The organism is Vibrio zhanjiangensis, from assembly GCF_030161235.1.
Taxonomy (GTDB): Bacteria; Pseudomonadota; Gammaproteobacteria; order Enterobacterales; family Vibrionaceae; genus Vibrio; species Vibrio zhanjiangensis.
Genome location: NZ_BSPW01000010.1, coordinates 124,956 through 143,812, shown reverse-complemented (window position 1 = coordinate 143,812; position 18,857 = coordinate 124,956). Strand labels below are relative to the sequence as shown.

The following is an 18,857-nucleotide window of genomic DNA, read 5'->3' as shown; positions in this document are numbered from 1 at the left end:
AGCTGACACTTTCGCCGTCCGCGTCACTGGCCGATACCGTCCCAATCACATAGTCATCGGTCGCATTTTCGTTGTAGCTAAAGCTGTACGCGTCCCCATCGTTGGGGGTGAAGGTGGGCGCGTTATCATCAAGGTTAATCTCACTCAGATTGACCGTCACATCGGTGCTTTGCACATCGCCAAGCCCTGCCGCTTCGGTCGCCGTGACCACAAGGCTGTGCGCGTTGCTCGCCAGCTCATAATCGTTGGTAAACGCCGCCACGCCCGCCGGGGTTAAACTGATGGCCCCTGTTGTCGCATCAATCTCAAATAAAGGCTGATCAAAACTGTTTAGGATATTGGTTTTGATGCTGTAGCTGACACTTTCACCGTCTGCGTCACTGGCCGATACCGTCCCAATCACATAGTCATCGGTCGCATTTTCGTTGTAGCTAAAGCTGTACGCCTCACCGTCATTGGGGGTGAAGGTGGGCGCGTTGTCTAGTACTGGTATTTCATCTCCAACGGCTGCAGTACCTAAATCCGTACCAGTCACTGTTTCTGTCACTATATTTAACAACGTGAGACTTTGAGTCTGGGATAACCCCTGAGCCTCAAGGCCTGAGGTATTAAAACTTGTCTGAGCGATACTTTCCGCTCCAGTCCTTGCTATATCTCCTGTGCCTGTCGGACTTGAACCATTTTGTCCACCAGCCGCGGTAGCAAAGTCTTCGTTTTGAGTGGGGTCGACACCTTGTTCTAACTGGTCAAAGATCGACGCAATCTCACTGTCGAGATTAATGTCTGACACTTCACCGTCATCGGTTACTAACTGAGCTTCAAGATCGGTGGCAGAAGGTGCTCCAGCGCCAATATCAACTGTCACTTCACCTGGCCTTGGGACTTCACCCGGAAGGAGCTCCCTAAGCTGTCCATTGACATCAATAACTACCGTCGAATTCGCCATTAAAAACGGCATTAACGTTTTCGAGCTCATACTCGTTTCCCCAACTAAAAGCACAAAAGTATCGCCAGCTTTAAGGTACAGAACTTTTCAATACGCGCACTTGTACATAGTATAAACTGTAGTTGTATCCACATCTCTTCGCCAACATATGGACAAAAAAGTCCATACGAAAGTTTTTCGTTAACGCAACCTTCATTTTTGATAAAAAGAACTCAAATATTCAATTAGTTGTACTAGAATTTCGATGCAGTGTACTCATAATCGGTGTGATTCCATTTTATTGGTCACGAAGTTTTCCTCGGTTTGAGTTAAGGAAGTAGAGAAAAGGAGGCACCTTGAGCCTAACGAGAACGATTCTAGCCAGCAGCGTTGCTTTAGTCAGTTTAACTATTAATGGCCAAACGCTTGAACAAGCGGTATCTATCACTCTTGCAACAAGCCCTGAGTTAAAGAGTGTGTTTAATCAGTATAAAAGCGAGCTGAAGATAGCAGATGCGTCCAAAGGAGCTTACTTACCCAATATTGACTTAGACGCTGGAATTGGCCGAGAAAATATCAGTCCAGCGGCATCCACGGGACGTTCCGATAGTGATCTAACTAGGAAAGAAGCTTCTATCGTACTAACACAGTTACTTTGGGATGGGAACGCAACGTTAAACGATATGGATAGAACCGCTGCGCAAGCCGAATCATCAAGGTTGCAACTATGGGCAGATGCCTCTGACCTCGCCCTACAGGTAACACAAGTTTATCTGGATGCCGTTAAATCGAACGAAGTTCTGGCACTTTCAGAGAGCAACTTAGCCGTGCATAAAGAAATATACCGAGATATCAAAAAACGGGCAGATTCTGGTATTGGTTCGACAGCAGATGTCACCCAAGTAGAAGCTCGTATTGCTAAAGCTCATGGTAATTTGCTTGCCGCGCAAAATAACTTAGTAGATACCCATACTCAGTTCCGACGTCTGGTTGGACAACGTCCTTTGGGGTTGATTTATCCTCGAGCCGATGAGTCTAGATTGCCGTTATCACTTGAGGATGCTCTACAAACAGCATTTGATAAGCACCCTGTTATTAGGATATCTCAAGCTGATGTTGAATCTGCTCGCTATCAATACAAACAATCTAAAGGCTCCTACTATCCAACAATTTCAGTTGAAGCCAGTCAAACATGGAGAGAAGATGCAGGTGGCAATATAGGGAGTAGTGATGAGTCACTGGCAATGCTCAGACTAAGTTACAATCTTTACAACGGTGGCTCCGATAAAGATATTGCTGAACAATCTGCCTACCAGCTTAACAAAGCAAAAGACTTACGCAATGATGCGTATCGTCAAGTGGAAGAGAGTTTGAGGCTTTCATGGAGTGCGCTTGATCTTACTCTTCAACAAAAGAACTTTCTTGCGGATCATGTCGACTCAGCATCGGAAACCGTCATTGCATATAAAAAGCAATATCAAATCGGTCAACGCACCTTACTTGACCTGCTCAATACAGAAAATGAATTATTTGAAGCAAGAAAAGATTATTTAGATGCTCATTACGCAGAGCAATACGCCAAATATCGAGTAATGAATGCGACCGGTAATTTGTTGGATGCTTTATTAGTGGACGTTCCCTCCGAGTGGGCACAGCAAGTGGAGTATTGATAATGACGAATGGAATCTTAGGTACAATCACCGCCATTAGCTTTGCAATTTCTGCCACACTATGGGCCAGCGAGGATGAGTACGACTATATAGAAACACCTGTAGCGACCCAAGTTGCCGATTTACTTGATGATGACCGTGATGGAGTTATTAATGCGAGAGATTTATGCCCTGATACACCTAAAGGAGCGGAAATTTCTAACGACGGATGCGCCAATTTGATTCAGGAGCAGGAAGAATTAGCTCTAAGAGTTCTGTTTGCTCATGATTCTTATGAAATTAATCCAGCTTTCTCAGATCAAATTCAAACCATGGCCGATTTCTTGGAGAAATACAAATCTGCATCCATTCAGATTCAAGGACACACGAGTAAAGTAGGCCCTGAGAGTTATAACTTCAGACTATCCGAGCAGAGAGCGAACGCCGTACAGGACGAATTGTTGTATTTTGGAATAGCACCAGAGCGTGTGTCTATAATAGGCTTTGGAGAAAGTCGTTTAGAGGACGAAGGTGACGACGAAGTCGCTCATGCCACAAATCGAAGAGTTACTGCAACCGTTGTTGGACTCAATGAAAGAGTTGTTGAAGAGTGGAACATATTTAGTGTTATAGAAAAATAGTCTCCCTGTCTAAAAAGAACGCTCCCTCATTCGGGAGCGTTCTTTGTTTATTGGCTATGCTCGTCGATCTGCTAGCTCTGCCTTCTTGGGTAATGACACGCTCAAAAGAATGTAACCAATGATAGCGGCCGTCGTTGAGCCCATTAAAATACCTAGCCTTGCATAGGTGTCATACTCTGGATTCGCTTCCCCAAAAGCGAGAGAGGAAATAAATATTGACATAGTGAAACCAATGCCACACAACACAGACACCGCAAAAATATGTACAAAATTAATCCCTTCTGGCAATTTTGCAATCCCTGCTTTAACAGCAATCCAACTAAAGCTGTATATACCAAGGGGTTTACCAATGAGTAGCCCAAGTGCAATTCCTAACGGAAGCATGGAAGTTAAGCCATCCATAGAAACGCCAGCAAGTGAAATACCCGCATTTGCAAAAGCAAAAATAGGCAAAATACCGAAAGCAACATATGGGTGCAGCCCATGCTCCATCCTCTTCAACGGAGATGGTTCGTCTTTCTTTCCATGTAGAGGGATCGCAAAACCAATCACTACTCCAGCCAAAGTCGCATGCACACCAGATTTCAGCACTGCAAACCACAGTATCGCGCCCACTATCATGTATGGCGTAAGCTTAGTCACTTTCCGTGTATTTAGGACAAATAGTACAGCCGTCATTGCAAAACCCACTCCTAACGCAATGGTCGACAGCTCCCCTGTATAGAAAAAAGCAATGATAACCACCACACCTAAGTCATCAATAATAGCCAGTGCTAACAAAAACACTTTTAAACTTACTGGCACACGATTACCAAGCAGAGCCATGATACCTAGTGCGAAAGCAATGTCTGTTGCGGCAGGAATCGCCCAGCCTCGAATAGCCCCTTCATCACTGTAGTTAAATGCAACATAAACAAGTGCAGGAGCCAGCATACCACCAACAGCGGCAATTGCAGGGAAGATAGCCGTTTCTCGGGATTTGAGAGCACCTTCTAACAACTCTCGTTTTACTTCTAAACCGATGAGGAAGAAGAATATCGCCATGAGTCCATCATTAACCCAATGTGAAACAGACATGCCCAATACATAAGAGTGCAATACCGTTTGGTACAGGTCATAGAATGATGAATTGGCAATAACCATTGCAATTGCAGCCGCAATAACGAGTAGAATTCCTCCCGCTGACTCCATTTTGAAAAAGTGGCGAATAATATCATTCATGATATTGTCCCTTTAATTATTATGTTGATAAACATTGAATAGCCAATAGATCTGAGTTTACGCATAGATTTCCTTAAGGAAAAATCGCTTGTTCGGATAGAACACTTCGGAATTTTCGAGGAAAACAACAATGACACCACGTATATTCTTGTCTTAATTATAGATAAATCTCGAAAATCGCCTATAGAATCAACGATGATGAGATCTTGACACACAAGATGATCACCGTGATTCAATATCCCACCGACAACATAAAACCAAAAGCTTAACGAAAGGCAGCTAAACCTCATTATTGATTGCTTTTGTAGTCAGAGTTACGTTGAACTTCTCAACATTTAGGTTTCATATTATGGGTTTTCGTTTCCCATTAGACATCACAGAGAATTCCGCACAAACTTCATTGGTGTTCGTCTGACCATTCTCATTATAGGCAGAGCACCTGCCAACATAAGTGAAGACATCGCCATGATACTAGTTTGAAAATACTCTCCTGACATAAATTGAAGATTAAGTGTCCAACCAAGTGACGGCTTCATGACAATATCGACGATTAAATTGGCTAACACCAGGCCTAATGGGAAGGCGATCAACACTGAAATAGCTCCGAACACAAATAGCTGTATGCTTCCCATGAATACCAACTCTTTTCCCGTTATTCCCAAACACCTCAGCAATGCAACATGTCGCTGACGAGAAACCTCTCCTGCGAGGCTAGCGAAAAAAATACCACAAACAGCAATGACTAAAGTGATATTGCCAAGTGTATCTGCAATAGAAAAAGTTCTATCAAACACTTTCATCGCTTTAGTGTGAATATGGCTATTGTCATAAATTCGCTCTGCTCCAACGCGAAAAATAGAGCCCAAACGTTTTTTCAGTCCCGTAGACGCAATTCCTTCTTTAAGCATAACGCCCAAAGTCACAGAACCGCTATCTTTAAACGCCTTTAACCAATTAGGATGAGATAGCATCACCTGATTGTAGGGATTACCATAATCGTAATAAACACCAACTACCAGCCACCTTTTCCCGAGTTGGCCGGATAAGTCTATGTAATCGCCTGGACGAATGCCACGCTTAATCGCCATTGATTCACTTATCATTACACCTTTGGAATGATGCAAATGGTACCAATAGTTGGGAATACCTATTTTTACCGTCAGTGAATCCCACTCTCCATCTGAATAACCAGTGCTCACAACTTGGACAGTATCATCTTTTGACTCAATTTGTTGTTCCCATCGCCACCAAACCGATTCAACTTCAGGTTGCTCCGATAACCAACCGCTCATTCGAGTCGCAGAACTACTATTTGGATAGATGTAAAGGTCAGCGGCCAAACGCTGGCTCAACCATTTATCCGTCGTCTCACGAAAACTCCCAACCATAGTTTCAACGCCCATATTGGCAGCCATTGCAAGCATAAATGCCATTGTAGCGACACCTCGATAACTCATACTTGCTGCTGCGTCAGCGAAAAACCAGCGCACTTTTGGCCACTTAAGTACATACGATAGGCTATCAAAAAGTTTCCATATCAAATATGGGGTAAACAAAGCCACACTCACCAACATGAGTGCAATAATTATGAGTCCCGAACCTTGGGTCTGAGGAGCTTGGTAAATAGCAATGGCAATAACACACAATACACATGCTAAAGCGGCTTGTAGCGTGAACTCGGTACCAGCAAATCGCACTAGTGATAACCTAGCAGTAAGACGAATTGGTTGGGATCGAAGTAAACGAACTATCGGCCATGCGCATGTGAGAAAAGCCCCTAATATTGCCATAAGTAAGCTATAAAAAGCCGATGGCCAGTTCCATGAGACCATAAGCCCAACATTTGCATCATACAAGTCACGCAAACTTTCTGATACTGCTGGTATTAGCTGATTTGCCAGTAGTAACCCAAAAAAATTACCACATAACCAGCTGACCAAAATCAAGATTAACAACTCTATGCAGAGTGCCAATGCCAATTGTCCCCCAGACACTCCTGTCTGCCGCATAACTCCAACAAGAGGCTGTCTTTGGGTGAGAGATAGAGACATCGCCTGATAAAAAATAAACAAGCCAACAAGAAATGCTAGCATTCCCATAGCGCTCAAATTCATGTGAAATGCTTGCGTCAACGACTCCAACTCAGCACGAGAATTTCTCGCTATACTCAGTCCATTAGGTAAATGATTTTTCAGGCGGGTAAACTTCTCTTCCGGCATTTCTCCGCAGGCTATTAGAGAAATACCCGAGCCTTGGCCAATCAATATCAAATCTGAACTATCACTAAGATTCAACTTTAGCCGTTCAAAAGGGGCACATTGATTGAACCCATCACGACGAAGCTGAACATAAAAACCCTGTGGTATTTTACTAGTGATATGCTTTGGACGGATTCGATATGGGAGAGGACTAGAGAACAGTTTCTCGCCATCTTGATAGCTTTTCTTTGCATGATCATTAATCGAAGTGACACCAACAAGAAGAGACACACCTAGGGTAAGACCGAGCCAGACAAGAAGGATTTGAAAAGGGTAGCGTCTGTAATGGCCCAGCAGTGCTTTAACTACCGGCCACAACATGAAGCAGCCCTCCTTGGAGACGCAGCCTCCCCTCCATATGAGAAGCCACCCGCTCACTATGAGTGACAAGCAGTAATGTACAGTCCAATTGTCGAGTCAGGCTCGTCAGCAAACGCATCACCGCTTCTGAATTTCGCTCATCCAAGCTTCCAGTAGGTTCATCTGCTAGCAATAGCTTAGGCTCCATATACAGGGCACGTGCAATGGCAGCGCGCTGCTGTTGACCGCCGGAGGATTCCTCTGGGTATCTCCCTAAAAGTGGCATAAGGTCCAATGAAGAAAGGATTTGTCGCCACAATGCCACATCATCGGATAACCCCTTCAATTGCCGGCAAAAACGGATATTATCAGCAATATTTAAGGTAGGAATTAAGTTGAACTGTTGAAAGATGAGACCAATATTGTTTCTTCTGTATGCCGTTCGTTGGTTCTCGCCAATTTGATGCATTGAAAAGTTGGGAAATAAAATCTCACCTGAATCGACAGTATCTAGACCAGCTATCAAGTTAAGCAATGTGCTCTTCCCAGAACCACTCTCTCCCATCAAAGCAACTTGCTCACCTTGCTTTAATGACAACTCAGCACCTTGTAGGACGGGGTGAAACTCTCCACCATCCACGTAACCTTTACAAAGGTCTGTCAGTTGCAACATCGACAATCTCACAATTTTCAAAATTGGACTGTGAATCTACACTAAAATATCGTGTTGAGAAAGTATTTTGGATTCTGGTTCACAAGATATACTCTAATTTTCATTAACCTATCAATATTACTTTGGAGTAACCCCTAACTTCACCAAAAATATAATAATTTAATCAATATAATGCTTAAGTACATTCCACATACTGATGAGCTTAAATGAGTATGCTACTGTCATGGAAGAGAATAAATATAGATTCTACTTGAGTGTCTTTTATCAAGTATTTCCGACCGTCACTGGTTAACGTTTAATAAAATCCAACACTAAGACCTTCCTTTATGGGGTATACAATGGAAAAAGTACTGGTATTGGGAGCTTCAGGTTACGTCGGTTCCCAATTGCTAAGTGAGTTATGTGCTAGAGGTTACCATGTCACGGCAGCAGCAAGACAAATTGATTATCTTAGGGCTCGAGTTGAGAAGCACAAAAATCTTGATTTAATCTTTCTCGATCTCTCTGATAAACAAGCCACTATAAGCCTTGTTCCGCAGTTCGACATTATCTATTTTCTTGTCCATGGTATGGCACATGGCCATGACTTTCTCAACTATGAGCTCTCTCTTGCTCGCAATGTTCAGGCGGGACTGAGCGTAAGTCGTGTCAAGCATGTCATCTATCTCAGTGCCCTTCAGCCTCAAACTGGCAATTCTGAACATCTCAAAGCTCGTTTAATGACAGGGGACATCATCCGCCAAGCAGGATGCCCTGTAACCGAACTCAGAGCTGGTGTCATTATTGGGCCCGGTTCTGCTGCATTTGAAATTATGCGTGATTTTGTCTTTAACATGCCGTTGATGTTAACGCCTAAATGGCTTGATTCTAGAGCCAACCCTATCGCGCTTGAAAACCTAAATCATTATCTGATCGAACTAGCGAAGGAAAGTCCAACGACTAACAGCCTATTTGAAGTCGGTGGACCTGATATTCTCACCTACAAAGACCAATTTCTAACAATAAGCAAGGTTATCAATAAACCTATTCGAATTTTTTCTACCCATTTACTGACTCCCAAATTTGCCTCATATTGGCTTGGCATAGTGACCTCTGTTCCAACATCGATAGGCGCAGCATTGCTTTCAGGTTTGAAGCATGACTTTGTTGCCGATTGGAAAGGCATTCATATCCAATACCCACAGGAACTGCTTGGTTACGAGGAAATGGTTCGCCGAGCTATTGCGGCAGAAAGTGATTTTGTCGACAGTGAAGTTTGGGGATTTGACCCAACAGCGTTTAAACGCTGGCAACCAGGCTATGGATACTATGCAAAGCAAACAGGTGCCAGCATAGAAACGCAGGTTAGCCTCGAAGCTCTTTGGCAAACCATCCAAAAAATTGGCAGTCGTCGGGAAGGCTATTTTTATGCCAATCTACTTTGGCGAACGAGAGAATGGATTGACATTCTATTCGGCGGCGGCCGGCCGATAAGACGCTCTCCATCTGGCCCCGAACTTAAAGTCGGTGACTACATTGATTCTTGGAAGGTCATACGATGTGAGGAGAATCGATTTCTCTCTTTATTGTTTGGCATGAAAGCCCCTGGATTGGGGCGCTTAGAGTTTTCAGTAACAGATCTAGGCTATACACGCCAGTTAAAAGTCACCGCATGGTGGCACCCTCAAGGGTTTAGAGGCCTTTTATACTGGTTCTCTATGATGCCCGCCCATATATTTATATTCAAAGGCATGGTAAAAGCGATTGTCAGCAAAGCTCAAAAATATTCACAAGGTCCACCAATACAATAATTCAAATATTATTTTTAATGGCATCAGCGACATACTTAGCATAAAGCTTATGCATATTGGTCGTTGGATGGATGCCATCCCAAAACATGGATTGATCTGGATTCCGTATTATCTCACCGGTCTCCACCAATAATGACGCATCAGTGACATTCGTCATTCTAATGTTCAGAGCTTCGTCTTCATAGACACCAGATGCCAGTACCTGATCTTTAATATTTTTGTAAAATGAATACGCGTCGATATAAATAATGTTAACGGTTGGATTAGTCTGCTTAATTCTCTCAACACGATGTTTTAATGTCTCGTTAAAGTTTCGTATAAACATCTTGGTTTCGGTCGACTTTTCCTTTAACCAAGGAGCCATTGAAAAATCTGGGATATTGGAAAGGACTATAGTATCAGCTTGGTAATGAATAAGTTGTTTTATATCACTTGCAACCAACTCTGCCGCCTGAAACCCTGTTTGCCCTAATTCACCATATAAGCTATACCACATATTATTGGTGCCGGCCATATAGGTAACAATGGTATCTTTATCAAACACTCCTTTTTCAGTAATGCGATTTGATATCTGAGAACTTACGTTGGGGAGTACCTTGCCACCACTAAAAGAAAGGACATCTTTACTTGTACCAAGATTATTGAAGTTACCAGATAAGGCCATCGCCCCTCCGACCGACCAATTGTTCCCAATCTGTCGCTCCATGTGGATAAAGTATGAACTTTTTTCGCCTCTTTTCTCTACATGGACATCGGTATTGATCTCAACTCTTGCTGGAGAAACAGGCGGTAATTCTAGCATTTGGGCAAGATATTCTGTCCATACTCGACCATTGCTCGCCCTTCCTTGCCAATTGGGTTGAGTAGCGGCTGCCAGAACAGCCCCTTTGGTTGCTTTGTTGAATGCTTGAGAAACCGCAAACTTATTGCCACTGTCTGATAGGCTATCGCCAAAGCTAGAAATGTTTTTAAAATCACTCGCCAACAGATACATTGGGCATAGTAATGCGAACAAGGGTAATAATCTCATGTGGTAACTCTATACTAATGTACTTGTGGGATGGCCCTTTAACCTACAACTTGGGCATCCTCACTAAGATTCTAAACTTCTGAATCGTAAGAGTTCACTTAATTAAGATTAAACCTAGATCGGATACCCTATGGGTATTTCAGCCAACTGCTCACCTTGATTTGCAGGATAAACCAAGTACTCACCATGATATTTGACATTGGACTTATAATCCGTGATTTTGTGCAGCATAAAACCAGCACTTGCTGCCTTTTCTATAAATAAAGCATGATTACCACGCACAAACCAACTCATAGGTTTAACTAAATCTTCTCCATCAAAGCAGTCATCGCATTGATTTGAACATAGTGCAACCGAGTTGGGGCCTTCAGTGAAAATCTGGACTTTACCGCAATTTACAAGTGGCTCTGATGTTGATATCTCCCAACCCTGCTCTTCCATAAAATCCAAAAAATCATTAATTTGACGATCTTTTATCGGGCATTCAGCCGCGTTAGTCGGAAAAAAATCCGCATAAAATTTTGCAATACGCTGAAATGTATTCATCAACGCTGCGTTATTGCCTTTCGAACGACCTTCTTTCTGCCATCGGGTTAGGTCTCCCAAAACACAACGGTGAAAACGTTGCGACTTTAGTGAACGAGTCACCCATCGAACTAAATAATGATTATTTGGAACAGGCGCATTCACCACTTTCCCGGAACTATGCTCATTTGCAAGTTCCTTCAATGCACAATTCACTAAGTTTTGAATTTCAATTGTATACTGAGACATTACGCCCTTCTTCCAAGTATCCAGTAAAACGCCGCGGACAACACCGAGCACGTCGTCATAACAGTAATCATTGGCCAAACGACACCGTCAGGCATAATGGCAATAACCCCTCCCATTAGAGAACCAGTCCCAAAACGAAGAGTGCCTGCAAGAGAGGAAGCTGTGCCTGCCATTGTGGAATAGCCACTGAGTAATAAACCCATGGTATTACTACCGATAGTTGCCGTCGTGCCTATAAATAGGACCACGAAAGGTACAGTGCCCCATAGGCCAAGGTCAAGTGCCCACCCAGAAAATAAACCAATTCCGGCAAGGAGTTGAATTGACAATGCAAACTTAAGCATTGCATGTGACCCTACCCGCTTAACAAAGCGACCATTTACCATAGTCATCAAGATCATGGCTACGATATTAAAGGCAAATAAATAGCCAAATTCGTTAGGCTCAACATGGTATATGTCAATATAAACAAAAGAGCCTGCGGTCAGAAAAGAGAACATCCCAGCAAAAGAGAAAGCACCTGTAAAGATTAAACCGATCGCTGTGGGATTACGACAGACGCCAAGATAATTGATCAAGGTCGATCTTAATCGGAGAGGTTGTCTGTTTTCCTGACTCAATGTTTCTGGGATTTTCCACAACACAAGGGCTATAACCAGCGCAGAAAACAAGGCCAATACCCAAAATATACCACGCCAACCGAACCAGATTGCAATATGCCCACCCAGCATAGGGGCTATCAATGGCGCTATAGTAATAACCAAAGTAACAAAAGACATTGCATGAGCAAAGTCCTCTCGGTCAAACATATCTCGAACGATAGCTTGAATCACTACAGCAGCGGCGGCCCCTGAAAAGCCTTGGAGTCCGCGTATCCATATAAGGGCATCAATACCTTGTGTTGTAGCACTTATAACCGAAGCAAGAGCAAACAATATCACTCCTACAATGAGAACCGGCCTACGCCCATAACTATCAGCCAAAGGGCCATGAAGAAGCTGACCTACAGCAAAACCCGCTGTATATATTGTCAAAGTGAATTGTACTGCACCTTCAGACACCCCAAGATCACGAGCAAGGGCAGGCATTGCTGGCAAGTACATATCAATGGCGAATGGCGTTAAGGTACCCACTGCTCCCAAAACACAAAACAGCCAGAATGTCGTATTTTGGCAAGATTTTGAAGTCAGAACGTGATTAGGCATAAATCTCCATAAGATGATTGGGAGCGGCAAACCACTTGAAATTCATTCAAAATAGAAAGCAGTTACCCACAAAATGCTACTATCTAGTTGCATCATATTGGGTCAACAATATACAAAAGACTACTTCCAATTTGGAACTAAACTGTTTCCAATTATGGATTATTAATTCCAAACCGAATCAATTTCTTTTTGAGTTAGGAAACGATATTCACCTAGTGCTAATTCACCGTCTAACTCAATTTGACCGATGCGCTCTCTGTGCAACTTTTCTACCTTGTTGCCTAGAGCAGCAAACATTCGTTTAACTTGGTGATACTTTCCTTCAGTAATGGTCAGCAATAGCTCATTTTTATCTTGATCAACCACTTCAAGTCTAGCGGGTAAGGTTGCTGATTTTTCATTACGTAATTCTATTCCTTGGGCAAACTTCTCAACATAGTCTGAACCTATAGGATCGGCTAGCCAAACACGATAAGTTTTTTCGCACTTGTGCTTTGGCGACGTAATACGATGAGACCATTTACCATCATCAGTAATAAGCACTAGGCCGGTAGTATCAACATCTAAACGACCTGCAAAATGGAGATCTTCTATCTTAACCTCATCTAACAACATAAACGCAGTCTGGTTAAACCCGTCTTCATGAGAGCACACAAAACCGTCAGGTTTAAACAACATAATATAGCGTGGGCCTGGTTTTTGAATTTCTCTTCCTTGCCACTCAACAAGACAAGTATCGGTAACTTTTACGGCACCACTTTTTTGCACAATATCATTGACCGTAACATCACCACTTTTAATTATTTTTGTCGCTTCTTTACGTGTTGCTCCTAGCGCATCACATAGGTATTTATCTAAACGCATGATTACCTCATCTACATCAGTGATGTATTATAGGGTGCCTAGCCTAAATAGTTGAGTGATTTCACACAATTTATGTACACATTAAGACCTTATCAAGCAGATTCGGTAAAAGCCGTCATCCACTATTTTCGTAAACACTCCAGTCCCGCCGTCCTAGTTCTACCAACGGGTGCAGGAAAAAGCCTAATTATTGCCGAACTTGCTCGATTAGCGAAAGGGAAAGTACTTGTTTTAGCACATGTTAAAGAGTTGGTTGAGCAAAACCATGCAAAATACGAAGGCTACCAACTCCAAGGTGCTATTTACTCTGCAGGGTTGGGAAGAAAAGAAACCCATCAACAAGTCGTATTTGCGTCTGTTCAATCCGTCGTCCGTAACCTTGAAGACTTCAAAAATCAGTTCTCTCTTTTGGTGATTGATGAATGTCACCGGGTAGCAGACAACAAAAACACCAGTTATCAAAAGGTCATCAGCCATCTAAGAGAGCTGAACCCAGGTGTTAAGGTATTGGGTCTTACGGCAACCCCATACCGTTTAGGCATGGGGTGGATTTACCAATACCACACTCGCGGACTCGTGAGAACACAAGAGCCTAGGTTCTTTCGAGACTGCATTTTCGAATTGCCCATCCGCTATCTACTCGATGAACATTTCCTCACGCCCGCTCGAGTAGTGGACGCCCCCATTCTCAGTTATGATTTTTCTCAATTAAAACCGTCCAGCACAGGAAGATATAAGGAAACCGAGTTGGATATGGTTATTAACCAAGCTCAGCGAGCAACACCACAGATCGTTCAGCAAATTATTCAGCTTGCTCACAATAGACAAGGCGTAATGATCTTTGCTTCTACTGTGCGCCACGCTCAAGAGGTTCTATCTTTACTCCCCATTGAACAATCCGCTTTGGTAATAGGTGATACGTCAACATATGAACGGGGTTCCATCATAGAAAAGTTTAAAAAGAAACAAATCAAATTTTTGGTTAACGTCTCTGTTTTGACGACCGGTTTTGATGCCCCACATGTTGATCTCATTGCTATCTTACGCCCCACTGAATCGATAAGTTTATATCAGCAAATCGTTGGCAGAGGACTCAGGTTGTCTTCGGGTAAAACAGAGTGCCTAGTGATCGACTATGCTGGCAACAGCTATGATTTATATCAACCTGAGGTTGGCGATGCCAAACCCTCTCCTGACAGTGAAATTATCACTATTCCCTGTCCTGCATGCGGCTTTAACAATAACTTTTGGGGAAAGCTGGATACCAATGGTTTTTTGCTTGAACACTATGGTCGAAAATGCCAAGGTTTTTTTGAAGATAAGACCACCCAAAAGCGAGAGCATTGTGACTACCGTTTTAGAGCGAAGTATTGCAACGAATGTGGCGCGGACAACGATATAGCAGCGCGAATTTGTCATGAATGCGATGCCACATTAGTTGATCCTGACAAAAAACTTAAAGAAGCATTAAAGCTCAAAGACGCCCTCGTATTTGAATGTCATTCAATGGAACTAACACTTCACAAAAACGATAAAGGGAAAAATAGCCTCAAAATATCTTATTATGGTGATGGTAGAGCGCTAGTCCATGAGTTTTGGTCGTTGACTACGCCAAAACAAAAACAAGACTTTAAAAATAGGTTTGTTAGAGCTCATCTTGCCGATAAACATCGACCTTTTTCAGAGCTGTCTCCAAGTCGAATCGTCAATCACCAACACCGCTTTCGCCCCCCACAATTTGTAATTGCCAAAAAGTCGGGACGATTTTGGAAAATTCGTGACAAAATATTTGCCGACGAATTACTATAAGTTTTACGCCAACCTACCTGTCAGCAGATTATAAAACAATATTCACTTTGTATTCAGAAAAGATTCGTTATACTCAGTCATAGAACTTTCAATCAAGATAACGCGATGTTTCATAAGCAGTTAATTGGTCTACTTATTACCGCTTTTTGTGTATTGACTAGTATCCCTGTATATGCCAAGCCAGACTCGGATAAGAACGGTCATGCATTAGTACAAGATATTCATCATCAAGGGGCAGAAGTCGAGTTCGAAGACGATCAAGACGAAGTCTATGATGCCGTACACAAAGGGTATATCAGACCATTTTCCGAGCTTTACACGACGGTTGAAAAAGACTTACGCGGCCGAATCATCAAAGTTGAACTCGAAGAAGATGATGATGAGTGGGTGTATGAACTTAAACTCAATTACAACAATAACATCATTAAAGTAGAATACAACGCTCAGACTTTAGAAATGATTCTGATTGAAGGTCGAAATTTTAAACAAGCCCTTAAAAACTAAACGATATCACACATGAAAATACTTGTAGTGGAAGATGAACCTCGCCTAGGTGAGCAAATAATCGAGTCATTTGAGAAGAATGGCTGGGTTCCCGAACTCTCGACCGATGGTATTGACGCACTCTATCGGGCAACATCTGAAGAATGGGACGCGATTGTTCTCGATCTCGGCTTGCCAAAACTCGATGGATTGACCGTTTTAAAAAGCATCCGCGACGAAAACATCAATACTCCAGTTATCATTCTTAGCGCAAGAGACGGTTTAACTCAACGAGTGGAAGGGCTCAACGCAGGCGCGGATGATTACCAAACTAAGCCCTTTGAAATGGTTGAGCTTATCGCCAGAATTCGCGCCCAACTTCGTCGTGCTTCTGGTAACGCTTCTCCTGTCATGCAAATGGGTTCTCTTAGCCTAGATACACGTACTTCCAAAGTGATGTGGCTTGGACAAGCCGTCGATCTTACCGCTTTGGAATATAAGGTCGTTGCCTACTTTATGCATAATCCTGACAAAGTGATATCACGCAGTGAATTGGTCGAACACATTTATAAACAAGACTTCGACCGTGACTCCAACACTATTGAAGTATTTATTGGGCGTATTAGGAAGAAAATCTCCCCTAAAATTATTAAAACGGTGAGGGGATTAGGATATCAGCTCCATGCCGATTAAAAAGATACGGCTAATAAAACGGCTGAGTCTAAAAAGCCGTTTAGTTCTTGCTGCTGTTGTTTGGTTAACCGTTATGATTATCGCTGCTGGGCTTATGATGCCTTCGCAGGTATATCTCTACATGCAAGAAGACACCAAACAGCAACTCGCCATTTATATGGACGAAATCGCGGCAGCACTAGAAGCCGATGACAAAGGCAACCTTAAGTTGACCTCGCCCCTATCTGACCCTAGGTTTACTCGCCCATACAGTGGCTTTTATTGGTCAGCCAAAACTGATAAAGCTTTACTTCGTTCACGCTCACTCTGGGACAAAACCTTAATTGCTAAGGATGAACATGTGTTACTGGGTGCTAGAGATGAAAAGCTCATCTACATTAAATCAACCTTATATTATCCCGATTACCCTGCTCCCATTGAAGTTGTGATAGGAACTGACCAGCAACCTATTGCGGATACCGTACGTAGTCTAATGGGACAGCTATGGCTCATTCTGGCTCTGCTCTACATTGGCATTCTTGCGTTAATCACTATTCAAATTCAGTGGTCACTTAGCCCACTGAGCAAGATGCACAAAGAACTGTCTCAACTTCGCTCAGGAAAAAAAACTCAGTTAGATGAGGAGTACCCAAAAGAGGTGGCTCCCGTTGTTTCAGACTTAAATGCACTGGTGTTCCACTATCAAGAGCTGCTTGAGCGAGCGCGCCATCATGCAGGAAACCTATCACATGCACTAAAAACACCTCTTTCAGTACTGAAAAATGAAGTATCGGCAAAAGACGCCATGACGCAGGAACAATTGCGTCCTTCATTAGAACAAATTCAAAATCAAATTGATTACCACTTAGGTAGGGCTAGAATGGCTGGAGCTAAAAATATCTTGGCCGTGAGTTCATGCCCATCTGAGAGAGTCGATGCAATTTCTATGGCGTTTGATAAAGTTTACGCTGATCGCGGTATTAGTCTTATCAATGAGCTCGATAGCGATTTAAACGTTGCTGTGGAACAAACCGATCTCGATGAAATGCTGGGCAACATTATTGAAAACGCATACAAATGGTCAAGTAGCCTCATTCGTGTCTATTCTGCTCTGCATAAAGACAAGCCTGAAACTATCGAGATCATCATTGAAGATGATGGCATTGGAATACCGAAACACGAATTAGATACTGTTGTCAAACGTGGTGTGCGATTGGATGAAACCACGCCAGGAACTGGCTTAGGCCTTAATATTGTTTGTGAAATGGCACATAGCTACAGAGGTAAACTAGCGCTTGAGCAAAGCACTTTGGGTGGACTCAAAGTAATTTTATCGATGAAGCTGGCCCAATGATTTAATCGATCATGTGTAGAGCGACTTTACTCCCCACTAACGCCGCACTATGCTCACCCAACTGAACCAGCCTCATATGACCGCTAAATGTATCGGGACGGACAAATAATTGCTCAATTACTCCATTTCTCTTTGCTTCTATATCTAACCGATTGTGTCTTCTCATGGCAAAAAATATCCCATCGCCATCAAGTTGGTACCAGCCTGAGCTAGTGTATCCGACCTGACTTTTAGGTAGAAAAGCATAAACACCATAAGTACTGTCTTGCTTTAGTATCAGCTCAAGTCTCAAAGGCAAGGTAATTCCAAAACTATTGTCAGGGTCAACTGATGATATGTAAGCAACCGTATGGCTGCTCAGATGCCTATTTATCGTGTTATTGTTAAGATAAGCCGCTATTGCTCCAAGCATAGAACCCACAACAATAATGACAATAGCGATTTGCTTACTCACAGCTCAACACCCCACTTTTGGGTCGAAAACTTAGCGAGCGTCCGCTTTGATCAACCAATAAAGTTAACTCCCCAAAATCATACAGATTCACATCTTGATAACGCACTTTAACCCCACTACTGTCGGGTGAAAACCAACATGTGCTAAAATGTGTCTGCTCAAATGAGACATCGGAAATAGGTGAACACACGTTTTCAACCACAGAATAGCTAGCCAATGCAGAGCAAATAAACAGCCCCAAAGCAAGCCATTTAATCCGAGCGTTTACGCGCCCTTTTGGGGTATTGGTATGCTTATTCATGTCAATACGAATAAGTCCATTGTCAACGAGACAACCTGTCCTTGTAGGAGCATCATCACTTGGGTAATATTTCTCAATATCACCAACAAATCGATATCCTTCTCCCCGTATTGTTTTTATCACTTCACCAGAGTGGTCTTCAAGTGCTCGCCGGCAGCAAGAAATACAATGCATCAAGCTGCTCATCTCAACGACAATGCCACGCTTTTGCCATACATGATACATAAGTTCGTCTTTGCTCAGCGTCCTACCAACGTTCTCCACCATAAAGTTGAGCAAAGTAATTTCATTCACACCGATTGGATGACGTACGTTACCAGTTAAATTTTGAATATAACCTTGGTCGGAATCGAAAACCGAGTTTCCGTTAATGATTAGCATAAGGTCTCTTAGGTTAAGAAATGTTGCTACGTTTTATACCTAAGATTTTTTTGTCCTAAGTTAAGAGATTGTC

17 protein-coding genes are annotated in these 18,857 nt (G+C 42.7%); 7 read left to right on the top strand and 10 right to left on the bottom strand.

Features of this window, described 5'->3' with window-relative positions; translation table 11 throughout:
• Positions 1 to 976, bottom strand: a 976-nt coding sequence (locus QQK21_RS02380; RefSeq protein ID WP_284190608.1) for a cadherin repeat domain-containing protein, incomplete at its 3' end; no start/stop codon positions are given.
• A gap of 305 nt (positions 977 to 1,281) precedes the next feature.
• Here QQK21_RS02380 and QQK21_RS02375 point away from each other — a divergent pair.
• Both QQK21_RS02375 and QQK21_RS02370 read left to right on the top strand, forming a co-directional pair.
• Complete coding sequence (locus QQK21_RS02375) at positions 1,282 to 2,595, top strand: TolC family outer membrane protein (protein ID WP_284190607.1); 1,314 nt, start codon at positions 1,282 to 1,284, stop codon at positions 2,593 to 2,595.
• A 2-nt stretch (positions 2,596 to 2,597) separates the two neighbouring features.
• Positions 2,598 to 3,215, top strand: a complete 618-nt coding sequence (locus QQK21_RS02370) for an OmpA family protein (protein WP_284190606.1) — start codon at positions 2,598 to 2,600, stop codon at positions 3,213 to 3,215.
• A gap of 54 nt (positions 3,216 to 3,269) precedes the next feature.
• Here QQK21_RS02370 and nhaA read toward each other — a convergent pair whose 3' ends face one another.
• From nhaA to QQK21_RS02355, 3 genes are all read right to left on the bottom strand, one after another.
• On the bottom strand, positions 3,270 to 4,436 hold the full coding sequence (nhaA, locus tag QQK21_RS02365; RefSeq protein ID WP_284190605.1) for a Na+/H+ antiporter NhaA: 1,167 nt from the start codon (positions 4,434 to 4,436) through the stop codon (positions 3,270 to 3,272).
• Between the two features lie 374 nt (positions 4,437 to 4,810).
• Positions 4,811 to 7,015: an ABC transporter permease gene (locus QQK21_RS02360; RefSeq protein WP_284190604.1), complete on the bottom strand. Its 2,205-nt coding sequence runs from the start codon at positions 7,013 to 7,015 to the stop codon at positions 4,811 to 4,813.
• Entirely contained in the window at positions 6,996 to 7,667 is a 672-nt protein-coding gene (locus QQK21_RS02355) for an ABC transporter ATP-binding protein (RefSeq protein WP_284190603.1), read from the bottom strand. Before QQK21_RS02355 ends, QQK21_RS02360 begins: the two co-directional genes overlap by 20 nt.
• A 338-nt stretch (positions 7,668 to 8,005) precedes the next feature.
• Here QQK21_RS02355 and QQK21_RS02350 point away from each other — a divergent pair, with 338 nt between their 5' ends.
• Entirely contained in the window at positions 8,006 to 9,457 is a 1,452-nt protein-coding gene (locus tag QQK21_RS02350) for a DUF2867 domain-containing protein (RefSeq protein ID WP_284190602.1), read from the top strand.
• A 1-nt stretch (position 9,458) separates the two neighbouring features.
• On the opposite strand, the gene QQK21_RS02345 is transcribed toward QQK21_RS02350, so the two are convergent.
• The 4 genes from QQK21_RS02345 to rsuA form a co-directional block, all read right to left on the bottom strand.
• Positions 9,459 to 10,487 (bottom strand): SGNH/GDSL hydrolase family protein, encoded by a 1,029-nt coding sequence (locus tag QQK21_RS02345; RefSeq protein WP_284190601.1) that lies wholly within the window; start codon positions 10,485 to 10,487, stop codon positions 9,459 to 9,461.
• 114 nt (positions 10,488 to 10,601) lie between these two features.
• On the bottom strand, positions 10,602 to 11,261 hold the full coding sequence (locus QQK21_RS02340; RefSeq protein WP_284190600.1) for a DUF2913 family protein: 660 nt from the start codon (positions 11,259 to 11,261) through the stop codon (positions 10,602 to 10,604).
• Positions 11,261 to 12,466 (bottom strand): Bcr/CflA family multidrug efflux MFS transporter, encoded by a 1,206-nt coding sequence (locus QQK21_RS02335; protein ID WP_284190599.1) that lies wholly within the window; start codon positions 12,464 to 12,466, stop codon positions 11,261 to 11,263. The genes QQK21_RS02340 and QQK21_RS02335 overlap by 1 nt, the downstream gene beginning before the upstream one ends.
• A gap of 162 nt (positions 12,467 to 12,628) precedes the next feature.
• On the bottom strand, positions 12,629 to 13,330 hold the full coding sequence (gene rsuA / locus QQK21_RS02330) for a 16S rRNA pseudouridine(516) synthase RsuA (protein WP_284190598.1): 702 nt from the start codon (positions 13,328 to 13,330) through the stop codon (positions 12,629 to 12,631).
• 72 nt (positions 13,331 to 13,402) lie between these two features.
• On the opposite strand from rsuA, the gene radD reads away from it, so the two are divergent.
• The 4 genes from radD (at position 13,403) to QQK21_RS02310 (ending at position 17,648) form a co-directional block, all read left to right on the top strand.
• A complete protein-coding gene (radD, locus tag QQK21_RS02325; protein ID WP_284190597.1) occupies positions 13,403 to 15,139 on the top strand; it encodes a DNA repair helicase RadD in 1,737 nt (578 codons plus the stop codon).
• A 105-nt stretch (positions 15,140 to 15,244) separates the two neighbouring features.
• Positions 15,245 to 15,643 (top strand): PepSY domain-containing protein, encoded by a 399-nt coding sequence (locus QQK21_RS02320; protein ID WP_284190596.1) that lies wholly within the window; start codon positions 15,245 to 15,247, stop codon positions 15,641 to 15,643.
• Between the two features lie 12 nt (positions 15,644 to 15,655).
• Positions 15,656 to 16,315 (top strand): response regulator transcription factor, encoded by a 660-nt coding sequence (locus tag QQK21_RS02315; RefSeq protein WP_284190595.1) that lies wholly within the window; start codon positions 15,656 to 15,658, stop codon positions 16,313 to 16,315.
• Positions 16,305 to 17,648 carry an ATP-binding protein gene (locus QQK21_RS02310; protein WP_284190594.1) on the top strand — a complete coding sequence of 448 codons (1,344 nt, stop codon included), beginning with the start codon at positions 16,305 to 16,307 and terminating at the stop codon, positions 17,646 to 17,648. Before QQK21_RS02315 ends, QQK21_RS02310 begins: the two co-directional genes overlap by 11 nt.
• Position 17,649: 1 nt before the next feature.
• On the opposite strand, the gene QQK21_RS02305 is transcribed toward QQK21_RS02310, so the two are convergent.
• The gene (locus QQK21_RS02305; RefSeq protein ID WP_284190593.1) at positions 17,650 to 18,102 is read right to left on the bottom strand and encodes a hypothetical protein; all 453 of its coding nucleotides are present in this window, start codon (positions 18,100 to 18,102) and stop codon (positions 17,650 to 17,652) included.
• Positions 18,095 to 18,784, bottom strand: a complete 690-nt coding sequence (locus QQK21_RS02300; protein ID WP_284190592.1) for a winged helix-turn-helix domain-containing protein — start codon at positions 18,782 to 18,784, stop codon at positions 18,095 to 18,097. The genes QQK21_RS02305 and QQK21_RS02300 overlap by 8 nt, the downstream gene beginning before the upstream one ends.
• Between the last annotated feature and the right edge of the window lie 73 nt (positions 18,785 to 18,857).

Coding starts and splice junctions, on each gene's coding strand:
- QQK21_RS02370 (WP_284190606.1), top strand. CDS start 2,598: ATGACGAATGGAATCTTAGGTACAATCACCGCCATTAGCTTTGCAATT.
- nhaA (WP_284190605.1), bottom strand. CDS start 4,436: ATGAATGATATTATTCGCCACTTTTTCAAAATGGAGTCAGCGGGAGGA.
- QQK21_RS02360 (WP_284190604.1), bottom strand. CDS start 7,015: ATGTTGTGGCCGGTAGTTAAAGCACTGCTGGGCCATTACAGACGCTAC.
- QQK21_RS02355 (WP_284190603.1), bottom strand. CDS start 7,667: ATGTTGCAACTGACAGACCTTTGTAAAGGTTACGTGGATGGTGGAGAG.
- QQK21_RS02350 (WP_284190602.1), top strand. CDS start 8,006: ATGGAAAAAGTACTGGTATTGGGAGCTTCAGGTTACGTCGGTTCCCAA.
- QQK21_RS02345 (WP_284190601.1), bottom strand. CDS start 10,487: ATGAGATTATTACCCTTGTTCGCATTACTATGCCCAATGTATCTGTTG.
- QQK21_RS02340 (WP_284190600.1), bottom strand. CDS start 11,261: ATGTCTCAGTATACAATTGAAATTCAAAACTTAGTGAATTGTGCATTG.
- QQK21_RS02335 (WP_284190599.1), bottom strand. CDS start 12,466: ATGCCTAATCACGTTCTGACTTCAAAATCTTGCCAAAATACGACATTC.
- rsuA (WP_284190598.1), bottom strand. CDS start 13,330: ATGCGTTTAGATAAATACCTATGTGATGCGCTAGGAGCAACACGTAAA.
- radD (WP_284190597.1), top strand. CDS start 13,403: ATGTACACATTAAGACCTTATCAAGCAGATTCGGTAAAAGCCGTCATC.
- QQK21_RS02320 (WP_284190596.1), top strand. CDS start 15,245: ATGTTTCATAAGCAGTTAATTGGTCTACTTATTACCGCTTTTTGTGTA.
- QQK21_RS02315 (WP_284190595.1), top strand. CDS start 15,656: ATGAAAATACTTGTAGTGGAAGATGAACCTCGCCTAGGTGAGCAAATA.
- QQK21_RS02310 (WP_284190594.1), top strand. CDS start 16,305: ATGCCGATTAAAAAGATACGGCTAATAAAACGGCTGAGTCTAAAAAGC.
- QQK21_RS02300 (WP_284190592.1), bottom strand. CDS start 18,784: ATGCTAATCATTAACGGAAACTCGGTTTTCGATTCCGACCAAGGTTAT.